The organism is Parapedobacter deserti (genome assembly GCF_042646065.1).
Lineage (GTDB): Bacteria > Bacteroidota > Bacteroidia > Sphingobacteriales > Sphingobacteriaceae > Parapedobacter > Parapedobacter deserti.
On record NZ_JBHRTA010000037.1, the window covers coordinates 98,156 to 114,087 of the forward strand.

Annotated in this window: 15 protein-coding genes; 9 read left to right on the plus strand and 6 right to left on the minus strand. The window is 48.8% G+C overall.

Going from position 1 to position 15,932, the window contains the following annotated elements:
* The first annotated feature begins 100 nt into the window (after positions 1–100).
* The 3 genes from ACFOET_RS12150 to ACFOET_RS12160 all read left to right on the plus strand — a co-directional run bounded on the left by ACFOET_RS12150 (position 101) and on the right by ACFOET_RS12160 (position 4,322).
* Positions 101–670, plus strand: coding sequence for a hypothetical protein (locus ACFOET_RS12150; protein WP_379022980.1), 570 nt, complete (start codon positions 101–103; stop codon positions 668–670).
* Positions 671–908: 238 nt separating this feature from the next.
* Positions 909–2,246 (plus strand): M16 family metallopeptidase, encoded by a 1,338-nt coding sequence (locus ACFOET_RS12155; RefSeq protein ID WP_379022982.1) that lies wholly within the window; start codon positions 909–911, stop codon positions 2,244–2,246.
* 30 nt (positions 2,247–2,276) lie between these two features.
* Entirely contained in the window at positions 2,277–4,322 is a 2,046-nt protein-coding gene (locus ACFOET_RS12160) for a M16 family metallopeptidase (RefSeq protein WP_379022984.1), read from the plus strand.
* A 61-nt stretch (positions 4,323–4,383) separates the two neighbouring features.
* On the opposite strand, the gene ACFOET_RS12165 is transcribed toward ACFOET_RS12160, so the two are convergent.
* On the minus strand, positions 4,384–4,905 hold the full coding sequence (locus ACFOET_RS12165; protein ID WP_379022986.1) for an NADPH-dependent FMN reductase: 522 nt from the start codon (positions 4,903–4,905) through the stop codon (positions 4,384–4,386).
* Positions 4,906–5,024: 119 nt separating this feature from the next.
* Here ACFOET_RS12165 and ACFOET_RS12170 point away from each other — a divergent pair, with 119 nt between their 5' ends.
* The 5 genes from ACFOET_RS12170 (at position 5,025) to lepB (ending at position 9,761) form a co-directional block, all read left to right on the plus strand.
* Positions 5,025–5,822 (plus strand): ParA family protein, encoded by a 798-nt coding sequence (locus ACFOET_RS12170; protein ID WP_379022988.1) that lies wholly within the window; start codon positions 5,025–5,027, stop codon positions 5,820–5,822.
* A 9-nt stretch (positions 5,823–5,831) separates the two neighbouring features.
* On the plus strand, positions 5,832–6,755 hold the full coding sequence (locus tag ACFOET_RS12175; protein WP_379022990.1) for a ParB/RepB/Spo0J family partition protein: 924 nt from the start codon (positions 5,832–5,834) through the stop codon (positions 6,753–6,755).
* Positions 6,755–7,501, plus strand: coding sequence for a DUF5683 domain-containing protein (locus tag ACFOET_RS12180; protein WP_379022992.1), 747 nt, complete (start codon positions 6,755–6,757; stop codon positions 7,499–7,501). Before ACFOET_RS12175 ends, ACFOET_RS12180 begins: the two co-directional genes overlap by 1 nt.
* Before the next feature lie 67 nt (positions 7,502–7,568).
* A complete protein-coding gene (gene dapB, locus ACFOET_RS12185) occupies positions 7,569–8,318 on the plus strand; it encodes a 4-hydroxy-tetrahydrodipicolinate reductase (RefSeq protein ID WP_379022994.1) in 750 nt (249 codons plus the stop codon).
* Positions 8,319–8,336: 18 nt separating this feature from the next.
* Positions 8,337–9,761 (plus strand): signal peptidase I, encoded by a 1,425-nt coding sequence (gene lepB, locus ACFOET_RS12190; protein WP_379022996.1) that lies wholly within the window; start codon positions 8,337–8,339, stop codon positions 9,759–9,761.
* Between the two features lie 57 nt (positions 9,762–9,818).
* On the opposite strand, the gene ACFOET_RS12195 is transcribed toward lepB, so the two are convergent.
* The gene (locus tag ACFOET_RS12195; RefSeq protein ID WP_379022998.1) at positions 9,819–10,535 is read right to left on the minus strand and encodes a pyridoxine 5'-phosphate synthase; all 717 of its coding nucleotides are present in this window, start codon (positions 10,533–10,535) and stop codon (positions 9,819–9,821) included.
* 97 nt (positions 10,536–10,632) lie between these two features.
* Here ACFOET_RS12195 and cdaA point away from each other — a divergent pair, with 97 nt between their 5' ends.
* Positions 10,633–11,415: a diadenylate cyclase CdaA gene (cdaA, locus tag ACFOET_RS12200; RefSeq protein WP_379023000.1), complete on the plus strand. Its 783-nt coding sequence runs from the start codon at positions 10,633–10,635 to the stop codon at positions 11,413–11,415.
* A 60-nt stretch (positions 11,416–11,475) separates the two neighbouring features.
* Here the strand turns inward: cdaA and ACFOET_RS12205 are convergent, their stop codons facing one another.
* The 4 genes from ACFOET_RS12205 to ACFOET_RS12220 form a co-directional block, all read right to left on the minus strand.
* Positions 11,476–12,324 carry a DUF2911 domain-containing protein gene (locus ACFOET_RS12205; protein ID WP_379023002.1) on the minus strand — a complete coding sequence of 283 codons (849 nt, stop codon included), beginning with the start codon at positions 12,322–12,324 and terminating at the stop codon, positions 11,476–11,478.
* A gap of 232 nt (positions 12,325–12,556) precedes the next feature.
* Positions 12,557–13,840: a sugar MFS transporter gene (locus tag ACFOET_RS12210; RefSeq protein ID WP_379023004.1), complete on the minus strand. Its 1,284-nt coding sequence runs from the start codon at positions 13,838–13,840 to the stop codon at positions 12,557–12,559.
* Positions 13,841–14,155: 315 nt separating this feature from the next.
* Positions 14,156–14,668: a DinB family protein gene (locus ACFOET_RS12215; protein ID WP_379023006.1), complete on the minus strand. Its 513-nt coding sequence runs from the start codon at positions 14,666–14,668 to the stop codon at positions 14,156–14,158.
* The gene (locus tag ACFOET_RS12220) at positions 14,649–15,872 is read right to left on the minus strand and encodes a sensor histidine kinase (protein ID WP_379023008.1); all 1,224 of its coding nucleotides are present in this window, start codon (positions 15,870–15,872) and stop codon (positions 14,649–14,651) included. Before ACFOET_RS12220 ends, ACFOET_RS12215 begins: the two co-directional genes overlap by 20 nt.
* Positions 15,873–15,932 lie beyond the last annotated feature (60 nt).

Sequence of the window (15,932 nt, forward strand, 5' to 3'; positions counted from 1 at the left end):
AAGCAAAGCATTTGGAAAATAACAATAACTCAGCGCCAAAACAAACTTATCGCCAAGAAATCAGGGTGTTTATAAAGCGGCATTTTACTGATTTCGTCGAATGGTTGAAGCCATCGCCCGACGATCATTGGAGCATGCAAACGCTAAAGACTATCGGCAAGATCCCTATAGTGCTCCTGCTCGTGGCGTGCTCACCCGTATTGCTGGTGGCTTTTCTGCTGATATTTCTGATTGCGTTATGAAGCAAACCACATTACAACTGACCATGCGTATGCTGACCAAGCCCTGGTTTGTCACGCTGCTCGTGTTGGCTTTCGCGCACCAGTTGACCCAAAAGATACTGGCTATATCACTGCCGTTGGCGGATAACTATTTGGATGCGCTGCTGTTCATGCCTATCCTCTTGCATCTGGTACTTTGGGAGCGGCGGGCGATTTTCGCGCAGGGCGGCGCGCATGTGCTGCATCCGCTGCATATCCTGATCATCCTTGCCTTGGCCAGTGTTTTTGCTGAACACCTTTTACCCCGCTGGAGCGCACGATTCACGGCGGATGTTTGGGATATGGTGTGCTATGCCGTTGGCGCCCTATTGTTTATATATTACTGGAATAAACCGCTTAAGCCCTTATACCCTCATGATAAGACAGCGGCTCAGCGCCTCGATGCCTGAGGGATTGTTAACCCTAACCTCACCCATTCAAGACCTAAGGAAGGCGGATAATACGTGGATAATACGTGGCGAATAGGTGGACAATACGTGGCAAAATCGAGATTACAAACTAAAGGCCAGCTCCTACAACCGGTGGTTTGTAGGAAAGTTGTAACAACAAGATGGGTTTTTCATCCAATAATGGTAAACTTGCATAGGTTTAATCAACGCACAATTCGTTAACCATACAGTACACATAATGAAAAAACTTTTGTCAATTACCGCTTTTGCCGGCCTGTTGGTTTGTACCACAGTGGTCTCAAGGGCACAGAACCACATTGAATTCAAGGAATTCAAGTTGGACAACGGGCTCACCGTACTGATGCACCAAGATAATACCACACCAATCGTGGCGGTATCAGTAATGTATCACGTCGGCTCAAAAAATGAAAAGCCGGATCGCACCGGATTTGCCCATTTCTTTGAACACCTGCTCTTCGAAGGCACGGAAAACATTGGCCGGGGCGAGTATATGAAGAAAATCGAATCCATCGGCGGCACACTCAACGCATTTACGTCCAATGACGTCACGTATTACTATGAAGTGGTGCCATCCAATCACCTGGAAACAGCGCTCTATATGGAAAGCGAACGCATGCTACATGCCAAAATCGACTCCACCGGTATCGCCACCCAGCGCAGCGTCATCAAGGAAGAAAAGAAGCAGTCTTACGACAACAGGCCTTATGGTACTATATTGCTGGAAACCTTCAAACGCACGCATCAAGTGCATCCTTATAACTGGACGGTCATCGGCTCTACAGAGCACTTGGACGCGGCAACATTGGACGAGTTCATGCAATTTTACCGCACGTATTATGTACCCAATAACGCCGTGCTGACAATCGCGGGTGATATCGACTATGGGCAGACCGAAGCGTGGATCAGAACGTATTTTTCCGAAATACCCAAAGGCACCGGCACCATCAGCCGCCCGAATGTAACCGAGCCCAAGCGTACGCAGGAAATCCGTGACGTGGTGTACGACAATATCCAACTGCCTGCGGTCATCCAGGCATACAACTTACCGCCCAAGAAACATGCGGATAGCCCTGCACTTGATATGCTCTCCACCTACCTCGCGGGCGGCAAAAGCTCCCTGCTTAACAAAGAAATCGTAGACAACCAGCAAAAGGCAATAGTCATACAGGCATTTCCACTCGATCTGGAAGACGGCGGACTGTTTCTGGCATTTGGTGTAGCCAACATGGGAGTCGCCGCGGACAGCCTGGAGCACGCCATTGACGAACAAATCAATAAACTAATTACCAACGGCATTTCGGAAGATGATTTTCAGAAATTAAAAGCTCAGACCGAAAATTCCGTGGTGAACAGCCGTGCTTCAGTGGCTGGTATCGCACAAAGCCTAGCGGAGGCAAAAACGTTCTTCGGTGATGCCGACGAGGTAAACAGGGAGATGGACAAGTACAACAAGGTGACACGCCAAGACATTCAGCGGGTTGCTCAGCGGTACCTTGGAAAAGAAGGGCGCGTCGTGCTGCACTACCTCCCGAAATCAGAAGAACCGAAACAATAACCCCTAATTGCACGCTAAAGAATCAATGACATGAAGAAAATCAGCATATATTTACTGACATTTATTGGCTCCTGCACCGTAGCCATCGCTCAGGTAGATCGAAGCAAATACCCGGATCCGGGCCCTGCCCCGCAGATTAACATCGGTGAACCGGCCTCATTCACCTTAGCCAATGGCTTGAAGGTGTTCGTTGTGGAAAACCATAAGCTCCCCCGCGTCACTTACTCGCTTGTGCTGGATCGCGATCCGATACTTGAAGGAGATAAAGCCGGCCTCACTTCCCTCATGGGTGATATGCTAATGGGCGGCACCGGCGCCCGCAATAAAGACGAACTCGACGAAGCTATCGATCGGATCGGTGCGCGCATCAGCGCCTCATCGACTTCAGCCAGCGCCTCGTCACTGAAGAAATACAACGACCAGCTGCTCGAACTGTTTGCAGACGTGCTCTTCAATCCAGCATTTCCCCAAATCGAACTCGATAAGCTCAAAAAACAGACTATTTCGGCACTGGCGGCTGCTAAGGACGATCCAAACAGCATCATCAACGTGGTGCGGAACGCCGCAATGTACGGCAAAGACCATCCCTATGGGGAAACGGAAACTGAAAAAACCGTGGAAAACCTTCGCGTGGAAGACTTCAGGCAGTATTACCAAACGTATTTCAGACCCAACATCGCGTATTTGGCCATCGTGGGTGACATCACGGTATCTGAAGCCAAAAACCTTGTAAACAAGTACTTCGCTGAATGGCAAAAGGGTGAGGTTCCCAGGCACGAATGGCCGGCGCCTAAAGCTCCTGCTGGAAATAAAGTTGTATTGGTAAACCGCCCGGTGAGCGCCCAGTCGGTCATCAATGTCGGCTATCCGCTTGACCTGAAGCCTAACAATCCCGATGTAATCGCAGCCAGCGTGGTAGGGCGTGTGCTGGGTGGCGGCTCCTCCGGGCGCCTTTTCCTCAACCTGCGTGAAGAAAAGGGATACACCTACGGGGCCTATGGCGGTATCAATCCGGAAAGGTTAGTGGCTACCATCAATGCCAGCGCCAGCGTGGGCACCGCGGTGACCGACAGCGCCACGCAGGAATTTATCCATGAACTGAAAAGGTTAAATGAAAAAACCATCACACAGGAGGAGCTCGATTTAGCCAAGGCGGCTTTGGCAGGCAGCTTCGGAAGATCTCTCGAACAGCCTGCAACCATCGCCAACTTTGCCATCAACACGGAGTTGCAAAAACTGCCCAAAGATTATTATAAAAATTACCTGAAAAATCTCGATGCGCTTACCCTCGAACAGGTCAACAACATTGCTGCAAAATATGTGCGTGGAAATGACCTGCAGATCACGGTCGTAGGAAAAACGGACGACTTCGCCGACAAGATGAAACGGTTTGGTGAGGTACAGTTTTACACGGTAACCGGCGACCCTGAAGTGAAAATGGAAGTTACTGATGCCAGTGTCACCCCCGAAGGCATCGTGAAGAAATACATCGACGCCATCGGCGGCCGTGAAAAACTGACGGCCATGAACAGCATCAGACTAATCAGCGAGGCTGAGATACAAGGGAGGGCCATCACCATCGAGCAACTGGTGGATAAGAACAAGGGCGTTGCCGTGCAGAATACTAAGCTGGGTGCGCAGACACTATCCAAGGTGCGGGTCACCAAAGACGGCGTATCCCTTTCGGCGCAGGGACAAACGCAAGAGCTTCCGGCCGAGGCCGCGGCGGTATACCAAGCACTGCTGGAAATCTTTCCTGAACTGACCTACGAAGCGAAAGGCGTAACGCTTGAACTGGAAGGGATAAGTAAGGTCAATGAAGAGGATGCCTACAAGGTAAAAGTAACCCAGGGCACCAATACGTCTACCGAGTACTTCAGCGTGGCTTCGGGCCTCAAATTGAAAACAGAAAGCCCATTGTCCGGCGAAATCACAGTAGACAATTATGCCACATATGAAGGCATCCAATTGCCTGAGACCATTACGATTGTGAACCAAATGGTACCCATGCCGCTGAAAGCGGTTACCAAGGAAGTGGTCATCAACGGTGAAATCAGTGACGAAGAACTGAAATAATACAAGCCGCTTCTGCCGGAAAAAAGCTCCATAGGATTTGACCTCCTATGGAGCTTTTTTGTCAAAACCGTATAAACTCCTCGATCTGTTCGTCGGTAAACCGCACCGTATCTTCTTTAAAAAGGTTGCCATCAACATCGAATTCGCTGAAAATATGAGGAATATGTATGCGGAGTGGCAGTACGTGCAGGCGCACATAGTGGCAGACACCCGAGAAGTGATCCACTCCCCTGATATTTCCGTACTTCCCGCTGGATAGCCCCACCAATGCCGCTTTTTTATTGAAAAAACTATCGGGAAACTTACAGGCATCCACAAAAGTTTTGAGGATACCTGGAAAACTTCCGTTGTACTCGGGGATGATGAATATAAATTTCTCCGTCGCATTGATCCGTTCTTGGAAAGGCACAAACGCTTCGCTCCTGATTTTATACATACTTGCCGTAATAAAATCAGTCGAAATATCAGCGAGCGACAGGATATGTGCCGTTACTCCTTTTTGCATGAGTTGGCGTTGATAATAACTCGCCAACCTTAACGTATTACTATGAGGACGGTTTGTTCCGGATATGATCGTAGTCATGATGGATTAAATTAAAAAGCGTATCTTAGCCGCTCGCAATCGTACTGCTGGAATGCCCAAAAGTACAAATTATTGGATACTTTTGGGGGTACGGAGCGATAGCGTAAATTTTAAGACTCATGGGCAAAATCATTGCAATAGCTAATCAAAAGGGGGGAGTAGGCAAAACGACCACTTCCATCAACCTAGCAGCCAGCTTGGCCGTGCTGGAATATAAAACATTGCTGGTGGATGCGGATCCGCAAGCAAACTCCACGTCTGGCATCGGATTCGACCCACGAACCATTAAATCAAGCGTTTATGAGTGCTTGATAAACGACCTCAATCCGCATGAAGCTATTCAGCAAACCGATACACCCTACCTTGATCTGCTGCCGGCTCATATTGACCTGGTAGGTGCTGAAATCGAAATGATCAACCTGCATGAGCGGGAATTTAAAATGCGGAGGATACTGGAGCAGGTAAAAGACGAGTATGATTTCATTGTGATCGATTGTTCGCCCTCATTGGGGTTAATCACGATCAATGCGCTGTCAGCCTCTGACTCCGTCATCATTCCCGTGCAATGCGAATACTTTGCACTGGAAGGGCTGGGCAAATTGCTCAATACCATTAAAATCGTACAAAACCGGCTGAACACCGCGCTGGAAATAGAAGGGATCCTCCTGACCATGTATGATGTGCGTCTGCGCCTATCTAACCAAGTCGTTGAAGAAGTGAAAACACATTTCAACGAACTGGTCTTCGACACCATCATACAGCGCAACACGAGGCTGAGTGAAGCTCCCAGTTTTGGTATCGCCGTTATCATGCACGATGCCAATAGCAAGGGTGCCATAAACTACCTCAACCTGGCCCGCGAGATACTTCAAAAAAACAACCTCAACAAAGAGCAACAAGAACAAGTAAGCGTATAAAATAATAACATGGCAGCACAACAACGGAAAATAGGCTTGGGCAAGGGACTGAGTGCATTGCTCGATGATTCGGAAGAGGTCATCAAGCGGCCATCTGAAAATAGCGTCACGGAAGTGCCCTCCTCGCAGAAAGCACCGGGCACAATCAGCGCGGTAAGTATTTCGAAAGTCGCCATCAATCCGTTCCAGCCACGGACGGATTTTGATGAGGAGGCGCTGCGTGAATTGGCGGAATCCATTAAATTGCAGGGGCTTATCCAGCCCATTACCGTAAGGCAGGCCGAAGGGGGCGCATATCAGTTAATAAGCGGTGAACGCCGGCTACGTGCGGCGAAACTTGCAGGCTTGACTGAAATTCCTGCGTATATCCGTACGGCCAACGACCAGCAAATGCTGGAAATGGCGCTTATCGAAAATATACAACGCGAAAATCTCAACGCCATCGAGGTGGCGCTTAGCTTTCAGCGAATGATTGAAGAATGTAACCTCAAGCAGGAAGAACTTGGGGAGCGGGTAAGCAAAAACCGATCGACAGTTACCAACTACCTCCGTTTGCTGAAACTTCCTCCTGCCATACAGGCCGCCATCCGTGACGGCCAGCTCAGCATGGGGCATGCACGGGCGTTGATCAATGTTCCTGAAATCGATAAGCAGCTTTACATCTTCCGCGAAATCCTCAAGCGGGGATTATCGGTCCGCAAAACCGAAGAGTTGGTGCGCGATATCCAACAGCATACCAACAAACAGTCTGGAAAGCGTGACAAACCAGCTGCACTTTCCTTCCAGTACCAAAAGGTGGAAGATGACCTGGCGTCCAGATTTGCTACACGGGTAAAGCTGAAAGTCGACGACAAAAACGGCAAGGGTGCCATTGAGATTCCTTTCCATTCGGAGGACGACTTGAACCGGATCTTGGAACTATTAGATTGGTGATGACACGCTGGTTGTTTATCGTTCTATTGGCAATCAGCTCAAGCACCAGTTGGGCTCAGGAAGCCGATAGCTTACGCCGCGACACGATCCCGGGCACCCCTGACCTAAAGGTAACGATAGACAGCCTTGCAGCGGCTACCGCCGATACGACAGATACCGAGACCCGCCGGGAACGGCGGCAGCGGGAAAAACGTGAACGAGAGGCCAAAGAGCAAGAACCGGTTGTCTTCAAAGACTCTGCAAGGCTCGCACTGGAAGCCATGTCCGAACGCCCATGGAAAAGGTCGCTGATGGTTCCCGGATGGGGCCAGATTACTAATGGCGGTTGGTGGTGGCTCAAAGTCCCCGTTGTTTACGGTGGGTTTGTCACGGCCGGGTTGGTCTTCGAGTTTAACAACCGCTTATACCGTGACATCCTGGTGGAGGTCCAGTACCGGATCAATAATAACCATGCTATCCCTCCTGACACCAAATTTCCAAACTTAGGGGCTGGCAGCCAAATCACCGATTATATGATCAACTATAAAGATTTTTACCGTCGCAACCGCGATCTTACGATACTGGCAACTGTCGGCTGGTGGGGACTGCAGGCGATGGAAGCCTACGTCACGTCGATGCTCAAACACCGTTGGGAGATCGGAGACGACCTGAGCTTCAAGGTCTCCCCTACCCTGCTATCCCAACCTCCCTCGAGGTTGGCTTACCAACCTATCGCTGTGGGAATCAAATTGGATTTTAGATTTTAGATCGGCGATTTTTTTATAGATATCCTGCCATTTTATGTTAAGTTTGCGGATAAGCTAGTTAACTTACATGAACATCACATTACTTGGATATGGGAAGATGGGGCAGCTTATTGAAAAATTTGCGCTCCAGCGAGGCCATCAGATTCACCTTGTCGTAGACGAGCAAAACCGGGAAACCATCGGGGTGCCGGACTTGGCGGGCTCTGATGTTGCTATAGATTTCAGCAGACCGGAAGCCGCCGTAGCCAATATCGATCTTTGCTTTGAAGCAAGCCTGCCCATCGTGGTAGGTACCACGGGCTGGTACGACCAGCTTGATGAGTTGAAAAAACGATGCCTGGACGGTAACAAAACCCTGCTTTATGGTTCTAACTTCAGTATCGGAGTCAATGTTTTCTTCCATATCAACAAATTGCTAGCGGCTGTGATGAATCCTTACAAACAATACGACGTACAGGTGGAGGAAATCCACCATACACAAAAGCTGGATGCGCCGAGCGGCACGGCTATTACGATCGCAGAAGGAATCATCGAAAATACCGATTCGAAGACCGAATGGATAAATAATCTCATCGGTGAACGAGAAGAAGCGATCCCCAAAGCCCATCAACTGCTCGTTGAAAGTCACCGAATCGATGATGTTCCAGGTACCCATACTGTGCTTTACAGCTCGGAGGTTGACCAGATCGAGTTTAAGCACACTGCACACAGCCGCGCAGGCTTTGCATTGGGTGCGGTGGTCGCCGCCGAGTGGCTCAATGGTAAAACCGGATTTTACCAAGTAACCGAAATGTTTAACTTTGACGGCCGTATTTAGTCGGCATACTTAATACTTATGGGATATATCGTTTTTGCAATCATCCTTGTCCTTATCCATTTCGGACTGTGGAAACTTTTCATCAAAGCCGGCCGCAAAGGCTGGGAATCGCTGATACCAATCTATAAAGAATTTATCATTGCCAAGCACATCACCGGGCACCCCGGGTGGTGGATCGCCCTGTTGCTCATTCCAATTGTAAATGTTTTTGTCTTCTTCGGCCTGTATCTCGACTTGGTCAAAAGTTTCGGAAAACGCCGTTTCTGGGAGTATGCAGCCACAGTTTTGTTTCCATTTTTGGTATTACCCATATGGGGCAACGACCACAAGGTGGTTTATCTCGGTAAATCATTCTCCCCGGAGTTTAAAGAAAAATACCCATATAAAAAATCCGTGGCGCGCGAATGGGCTGACGCCATTGTGTTTGCCGTGGTCGCTGCTACACTTATCAGGGGATTTTTGATCGAAGCATATATGATCCCAACGGGTTCGATGGAAAAGAGTCTCCTTGTCGGCGACTTCCTGTTCGTCAGCAAACTGAACTATGGCCCGCGGGTACCTATGACACCCGTTGCGTTCCCCTTTGCGCACCACACCATGCCGTTGGTGGGCGGCAAGGCATACTGGGAAGGCATCAAAACCGGATACAAACGATTGCCGGGATTTCAGGAGATCGAACGTAATGACGTGGTGGTGTTCAACTATCCAATGGAAGCCGACCCACCTTTCAACAGGCCCATAGACAAACGCGAAAATTACATCAAACGCGCAGTCGGTGTTCCGGGCGATACCTTATCGCTCCGCAACGCAAAACTCTATGTAAATGGTAAGGAAGGATATGTACCTCCCGAGAGTCAGTTGGATTATTATGTCTATACCGATGGAACGGGGTTAAATCCGCAACGGCTGCTTGATATGCGGATCGAGCACAACCCATATGCACGTGAACCTTACCTGCTCTTCCTTACCGATGAAAAGTATGAGGAGGTCAAAAACTGGGCAAACGTGACCAAAATTGTACCTAATATCAGGCATCAAGACACCAAAGAGCCCGGAGTGTTTCCAAACAGCCCGATTTACCAGTGGAACATCGACAATTTCGGACCGGTCATCATCCCAAAGAAAGGCTGGACGGTAACCTTGGACAGCCTGACTATGCCGCTCTATGAACGTGCGATCCGCGTGTACGAAGGCAACGAGTTAGAGAGCCGCGAAGACGGCATCTACCTCAACGGCAGCAAAGCCGATAGCTATACCTTCAAAATGGATTATTATTGGATGATGGGCGACAACCGCCACAACTCGGAGGATGCGCGTACATGGGGCTTTGTGCCGGAAGACCATATTGTGGGTAAGGCGCTGTTTGTGTGGCTCAGTTGGGACAAACATGGTACCTTCTTCGACAAAATCCGTTGGAACCGGATTTTCATGGGTATCAAATAGCAGCCGGCACACTATTACCACAGCTTTATTGCAGCGTCAGCTACACTTGTCGTGTTTTTAATCAAGCTGTGCCCGGTACCGCTTGATAGTTTCTTCAAGCCCGAGGTAAAGCGCGTCGGAGATTAGTGCGTGGCCAATGCTCACCTCCAATAACCCGGGCACGTGTTGCTTAAAATACCGCAGGTTGTGCAGATCGAGATCGTGCCCGGCGTTGAGACCCAACCCCACCTGCTGTGCCACCTTCGCGGATTCGGTATACAGCGCAATGGCGTGTTCGGGTTGGCTAACGTATTCCTTCGCATAAGCTTCCGTATATAGCTCAACCCGATCCGTTCCGGTATCCGCCGCAGCTGCAACCATCTCGGGATCTGGATCCACGAAAATAGAAACCCGTATTCCTTCGCCTTTAAACAAGGCGCACATGTCACGTAGATAGCTTTGGTGTCGAATGGTGTCCCACCCATGGTTTGACGTAATTTGGCCAGGATCATCGGGCACCAAGGTCACTTGTGCAGGGAGGGTATCCAACACCAGACGCACAAACTTCTCTTCGCGGCTGTTGCCCTCGATATTCAATTCCGTTTTAATGTTAGCTTTCAGGTCGTAAACATCGCTGTACCGGATATGCCGTTCATCGGGACGTGGATGTACCGTGATGCCCTGGGCGCCAAACCGTTCACACGCCAGGGCTGCCTGGAGGACATCTGGGTTGTTGCCGCCCCGCGAATTGCGAAGGGTGGCTATCTTGTTGATATTGACCGAAAGCTTTGTCATGAATCGTCTATTTACGTTTACAAAAGTATAAACTTATCGTGCTCTCCTACGCCATTGAGCGCTCTTTATAGCGGAAATTTTTTAAATTGCAGAAGTTATGGAAAGCTTCGACTTCAGTTTTAGATTACTTGATGTTATCGATATTCTTCTGGTAGCCGTCATACTGTACTACATATACAGTCTAATCCGGGGTACCATCGCGGTTAATATTCTCATTGGCCTTGGACTTATTTATGTCATCTTTCTACTTGTCCAACAATTCAACATGCACCTGCTCACCAGCATTTTCGGTGGGTTTATCAGTGTGGGGTCATTGGCGCTTGTCGTGGTATTTCAGCAAGAGATCAGGCGTTTCCTCATCCATATCGGGAAAAACATCTCTGTAAAACGAAAGAACTACCTGTGGTCCATCTTCGTCAACAAACGTGCGGCCGGGCGAGACAACCGCATGCATTTGAAGCCCATAATCGATGCCTGCAGGAACATGTCCAAGTCGCATACAGGTGCGCTGCTGGTTTTTGCAAAGTATTTTGACGAAGAGTATTACCAGAGCAGCGGCGAGTACATTGACGCCGAGCTTTCGAAACGCCTGCTTGAGAGCATTTTTCAGAAAAACAGCCCGCTGCACGATGGTGCAGTGGTCATCGTAGACTTCAAAATAAAGACCGCTAGCTGCGTGCTGCCTCTTTCAGACAGCGAGGACCTGCCGCTGCATTTCGGCTTACGCCATCGCGCCGCCATCGGTGTCTCAGAAGTAAGCGATGCCGTAGCTGTGGTGGTTTCTGAAGAGACGGGCGAAATCTCCTTTGCTAAGGATGGCAACGTAAACATGAACATCAGCCATGAAGAGCTGGAAGAACTGTTAAACGCAACGCTGTAACGAACACAGCCCCGGGCAATGCGTCCAGGGCTGTGTCGGTTCATAGAAAATACCTCGGTGTTACCGCTGAGCTTCGGCCAATACCTTTCCGTTCAGCCTTACATACTCCTCGTTGTTCTGTTGCTTCGCGATGTCGATGCCTTGCTGCGCGGTAGCCACAGCACCTTTCTTGTCGCCGGCTTTCAATTGGATTCGTGCCTTCCAATACTTGACGTATGGCGGCGTGTTGGGCATTTTGTCGGCCTCATTGATCCATGCTAATGCTTTCTGTATGTCTTTGTTGTTGTTATAGTAATATTGGGCGGCTTGCAGGTATGGTTTCTTTTCGCCTTTCATTGCCTCTTCGATAGAAGCTATAATTTCCGCGTCCTGATCAACCGTCAGATCAAAGCTCACCTGCGTCTTTTCCCAAGCTAAATTCAGCTTAGCGCTTTGTGGCTTCACGTCCGAAAACCACATCGTGAACGTTTCGACGGGCTCGCCAATTTTTTTCGGCTTCACCGCGAATCGTACCAGATCTTCGTCCTGATTGTACGCGTATGCGCCCCACTGTTTGCTGTTTTTGGTAAGGATAACAGTCCACTCGTTGGCTGTCGGGATCGTCAGCAACCCATAAGTGCCAGGTTCCACCTCTGTTCCTGCAATGGAAACCTTGCCATCGAAAGTCAGTGTAGGAATGTTATTTGCACCTGTGCGCCACACTTCGTTATAAGGCACCAATTCGCCAAAAACCTTCCGGCCGTTGGCATTCGGGCGGAAATAACTCAATGTTACCGTATTGATTCCCAGGCCCTGGGTAATCGTCTGCGCGCTGCTCGCAGGAGGAAGCTTGACCTGTGCTGCAAGCGGACCCCAACCACCAGCCACCACGATGGCCACGGTTGCCAATGTTAATAAACGCTTCTTCATATCGTCTCTGTCGTTAGTTTACAATGGTACGAATTTAAGAAAAATCCGCCGGGCTGTGCATGGAGGCTGCTGTTAAAACCCAACATTACGGAAATATTACAATTCAAGAATAATACCGTGCCCCATCCGGCGTTTTAGAAGTGTTATTTCACAAAGTCCTGTTTTCCTGCACCGCTGTTCTATGGTGCAGGAAAATCAGGCACAACCTCACCCTAAGTTATTACCGGTCTCTCTAAGTTGTTACCGGCCGTTGCCGTTTGCCCACTTTATGTCCGCTCAATGCGTAGTAAAGGATAAACAAATAGCATGGAACGGTGATCCAGTAAGCTTGGTGTGGTGTAAAATAATCAGCCAACGCTCCATACGCTAAGGGAATGACGGCTCCCCCGGCAATTCCCATGATAAGCAGGGAAGATGCAGCTTTCGTAAACCGGCCCACGCCGTCCAGTGCCAACGGCCAAATCGCTGGCCACATCAGCGAGTTGGCAAGACCTAACAGCGAAACGAACGCCACTGACGTGACCCCGGATGTAACCAGTATTCCAAATGAAAAAACCAATCCCAAGACGGCACATATGACAAACGCACGTTCCTGCTTGATGAATTTAGGAATCGCTATAATACCTATGATATAGCCCAGTACCATAAATACCATCGTCGCCGTCGTAAAAAATTTAGCCGTAGAAAGCGACACACCTTGTGTTGATGCATAGCTGACCACCGTGTCCCCGGCAATGACTTCGACGCCTACATATAGGAACAACGTAAAAACACCCAACAATACATGAGGGAAATCAAAAACACTTTTTTTGTTCGTGTTCGAAGCTGCGACCGCTTCGTCTTCTGCATCGGTATCAACTTCAGGCAGACGGGACCTGAAAATCACAAAAGCCAGCACACAAAGTATGGCGACGATGCAGATATAAGGTGCAATTACTTTGGAAGCCAGCGCATCCAATTCGGCCGCCTTTTGCACTTCGGTGAGGCTGTCAAGCCTTACCGTTAGCCCGTCTGCATCGCTTAGCAAAAAGAATCCCAGGATAATAGGAGCCAAGCCCCCCGCAAATTTATTACAGATGCCCATAATACTGATCCGTTGAGCTGCACTCTCACGGGGACCGATGATCGTAATGTATGGATTAGAAGCGGTCTGCAGGATAGCCAGGCCTCCCCCCTGTACGAACAGTCCAATCAAGAACAGCAGATAAGTTCTGCTCATGGCAGCGGGAATGAAAAGGAGTGCACCAACTGCCATTATGATCAACCCTACAGCCATCCCATTCTTAAATCCGAAAATACGCAAGGTGGCGGTAGACACCGGCGCCATCAGTAAGTAGGCGATGTAGAAAGCGAAAGTAACAAGATAAGACTGGAAATGGTTTAGCTCGCAGGCTATTTTCAAGTACGGTATAAGCACCGAATTTAGCCAAGTTACAAAGCCAAAAATAAAAAAAAGGGAGCCGATGATAATCATAGGCCCCATGGTCGATTTAGGAGCAGTTGCGTCTGTATTCATAATGTAGGGCCGCTAAATTTATAGGTTACAAGACTATAAAATTAAATTAACATTTGAAACAAAAAAGATTATGCAAACGGTTGTTCTTTTTGCGAGCGGACGGAGCCAGGGGGATGGGCGGTATCACGTCCTATAAATAGGAAACGCCCTGAATATCTCAGGGCATTTCCTACACCTAAACCGTATCATAAAACCATGGAAATGGTTTCGTAGATATTATAACTACAAAAGACGCTGCAAATGGTTTGTACTTTTTTCATTTTGTTATCGCAAACCCTGCATATCCGGGGATCAAGGACATCCGATGACCGAGTGTTACTCCCGAAGATACCGTTCCCGGATGATGTTGCGGTGATGATTGAGGTGTCCGACAATGATGTACATAAAAGCCCGCACACTGATCAATCGTTCAGAGGCGATGCCTTTACGTGCCAGCTCGTGATCGTTGAAGCTCCGGAAAAGCATCACGTTTGATTTGCGAACCAGCACAAATTCCTCTGAAAAACTATCCAACGACCGCTCATTGAAACGGGCATTCGCTACAAAATCGTCCGGTTCATAACCGATCAATTCCTTGGTATCATTGCGTGCAAAGCGCAGCGCACGGTAAGCCATGATGCGTTCAGTATCGATGACATGTCCAATCACTTCCTTAATGGTCCATTTGCCTTCGGCATAAGCAAACTCGGACTTTCCTGCTGGAATATCGGCTATAAATTTTGGGAATGCCGTGATTTGCTCATTGAGCAACTCCATCACATCACCGGTGATGGTTTCAATATAACCGGAATAAATCGCCGGATATTCATCAGATCTGAGCGGGTTCATACGTTTGGCTGCTTGGTAATACTATCCTAAATGTGGTTCCTCTGTCTATTTCCGATTCCTTGACAAAAATATGCCCTCGGTGGTATTCAATCATCCGTTTGGTCAGGCTCAACCCCAATCCCCAACCCCGCTTCCGCGTGGTAAAGCCTGGCTGAAATACAGCGTCAAATTTCGTCTTCGGTATTCCTTTTCCGGTATCGCTAATGTCTATAAAAATTTGCTCTTTCGCAATATTTTCTGAAATAACGATATCAATACGGCCTGCAGATTCGATGGCATTAGCTGCATTCTTAAGCAGATTTTCAAGCACCCAGTCAAAAAGCGGAACATTCAGCATGGCTTCTGCCTTGGTGTCTCCCGAAACATTGATCACAATGCGGTCACTTGTCCGCACTTTGAAGTAATTGACAAAATCAACCACTACCTTGTAGACGGCCTGACTCTTCAGCACCGGAGCTGAACCGATTTTTGAGAACCGGTCGGCCACCACTTCCAACCGTTTCACGTCGTTTTCCATCTCATAAAGCAATGAGTCATTCTCCGCATCGAATTTAGCCCGTACAAGCTCCAGCCAAGCCATAAGGGAGGATATCGGCGTACCTAACTGGTGGGCCGCTTCCTTGGCCATACCAACCCATACCAGGTTTTGCTCAGACTTACGGATAGCGTTGAATACCGTATAGGCGATGCCCAAAAAAATGGCGATAAGGGTAAGTTGCACATAAGGGAAAATGCGCAGCTGGGTCAGGAGCAATGAATCCTTGTAATAAACATACCATTGGCCACCATGTGGCAGATTGATGATAATCGGCATATGGCTCCGCTTCATGATCGCCAGTTGGCGATGGAAATAACCCGGGTCATACATCGTGCTTTCGGTGGTATCCTCCAATATATTGGTTTTGGTAGAATCAAGGTCACGCCAATAGATGATACTGTCCTGGGCATCAGCAATAATAGCAGGAAGGGATAGGCTGTCGCGAACGGAATAGATAAAAGTGATCATCTCGTCATCCACGTCGGGCATGGTGAGAATGGCGCGTGTGCTCATGGCCCACACTTCGGCCTTGGTCCGCTCAGACTTCGATAAGTTCCTCACCAGGTAATTGGTGTACAGCAGTGATGCGCCCGCAATAAGCGCCGCGAATATAAGCAAGGCAAATTTCCACCGCTGCTGATTGTATTGGTAGGGAGTAAGACTCATCCTTCTGCCGTTCTACATGTAACCACCGCCCAAAATACATAATTCTGCCTTAAATGGTAG

Excerpts from the sequence above, each read along its gene's own strand:
- ACFOET_RS12180 (WP_379022992.1), top strand. The coding sequence starts at position 6,755 with ATGACACGCTGGTTGTTTATCGTTCTATTGGCAATCAGCTCAAGCACC.
- ACFOET_RS12205 (WP_379023002.1), bottom strand. The coding sequence starts at position 12,324 with ATGAAGAAGCGTTTATTAACATTGGCAACCGTGGCCATCGTGGTGGCT.
- ACFOET_RS12175 (WP_379022990.1), top strand. The coding sequence starts at position 5,832 with ATGGCAGCACAACAACGGAAAATAGGCTTGGGCAAGGGACTGAGTGCA.
- cdaA (WP_379023000.1), top strand. The coding sequence starts at position 10,633 with ATGGAAAGCTTCGACTTCAGTTTTAGATTACTTGATGTTATCGATATT.
- ACFOET_RS12165 (WP_379022986.1), bottom strand. The coding sequence starts at position 4,905 with ATGACTACGATCATATCCGGAACAAACCGTCCTCATAGTAATACGTTA.
- ACFOET_RS12155 (WP_379022982.1), top strand. The coding sequence starts at position 909 with ATGAAAAAACTTTTGTCAATTACCGCTTTTGCCGGCCTGTTGGTTTGT.
- lepB (WP_379022996.1), top strand. The coding sequence starts at position 8,337 with ATGGGATATATCGTTTTTGCAATCATCCTTGTCCTTATCCATTTCGGA.
- ACFOET_RS12160 (WP_379022984.1), top strand. The coding sequence starts at position 2,277 with ATGAAGAAAATCAGCATATATTTACTGACATTTATTGGCTCCTGCACC.
- ACFOET_RS12170 (WP_379022988.1), top strand. The coding sequence starts at position 5,025 with ATGGGCAAAATCATTGCAATAGCTAATCAAAAGGGGGGAGTAGGCAAA.
- ACFOET_RS12215 (WP_379023006.1), bottom strand. The coding sequence starts at position 14,668 with ATGAACCCGCTCAGATCTGATGAATATCCGGCGATTTATTCCGGTTAT.
- ACFOET_RS12195 (WP_379022998.1), bottom strand. The coding sequence starts at position 10,535 with ATGACAAAGCTTTCGGTCAATATCAACAAGATAGCCACCCTTCGCAAT.
- ACFOET_RS12150 (WP_379022980.1), top strand. The coding sequence starts at position 101 with ATGGTTGAAGCCATCGCCCGACGATCATTGGAGCATGCAAACGCTAAA.
- ACFOET_RS12220 (WP_379023008.1), bottom strand. The coding sequence starts at position 15,872 with ATGAGTCTTACTCCCTACCAATACAATCAGCAGCGGTGGAAATTTGCC.
- dapB (WP_379022994.1), top strand. The coding sequence starts at position 7,569 with ATGAACATCACATTACTTGGATATGGGAAGATGGGGCAGCTTATTGAA.
- ACFOET_RS12210 (WP_379023004.1), bottom strand. The coding sequence starts at position 13,840 with ATGAATACAGACGCAACTGCTCCTAAATCGACCATGGGGCCTATGATT.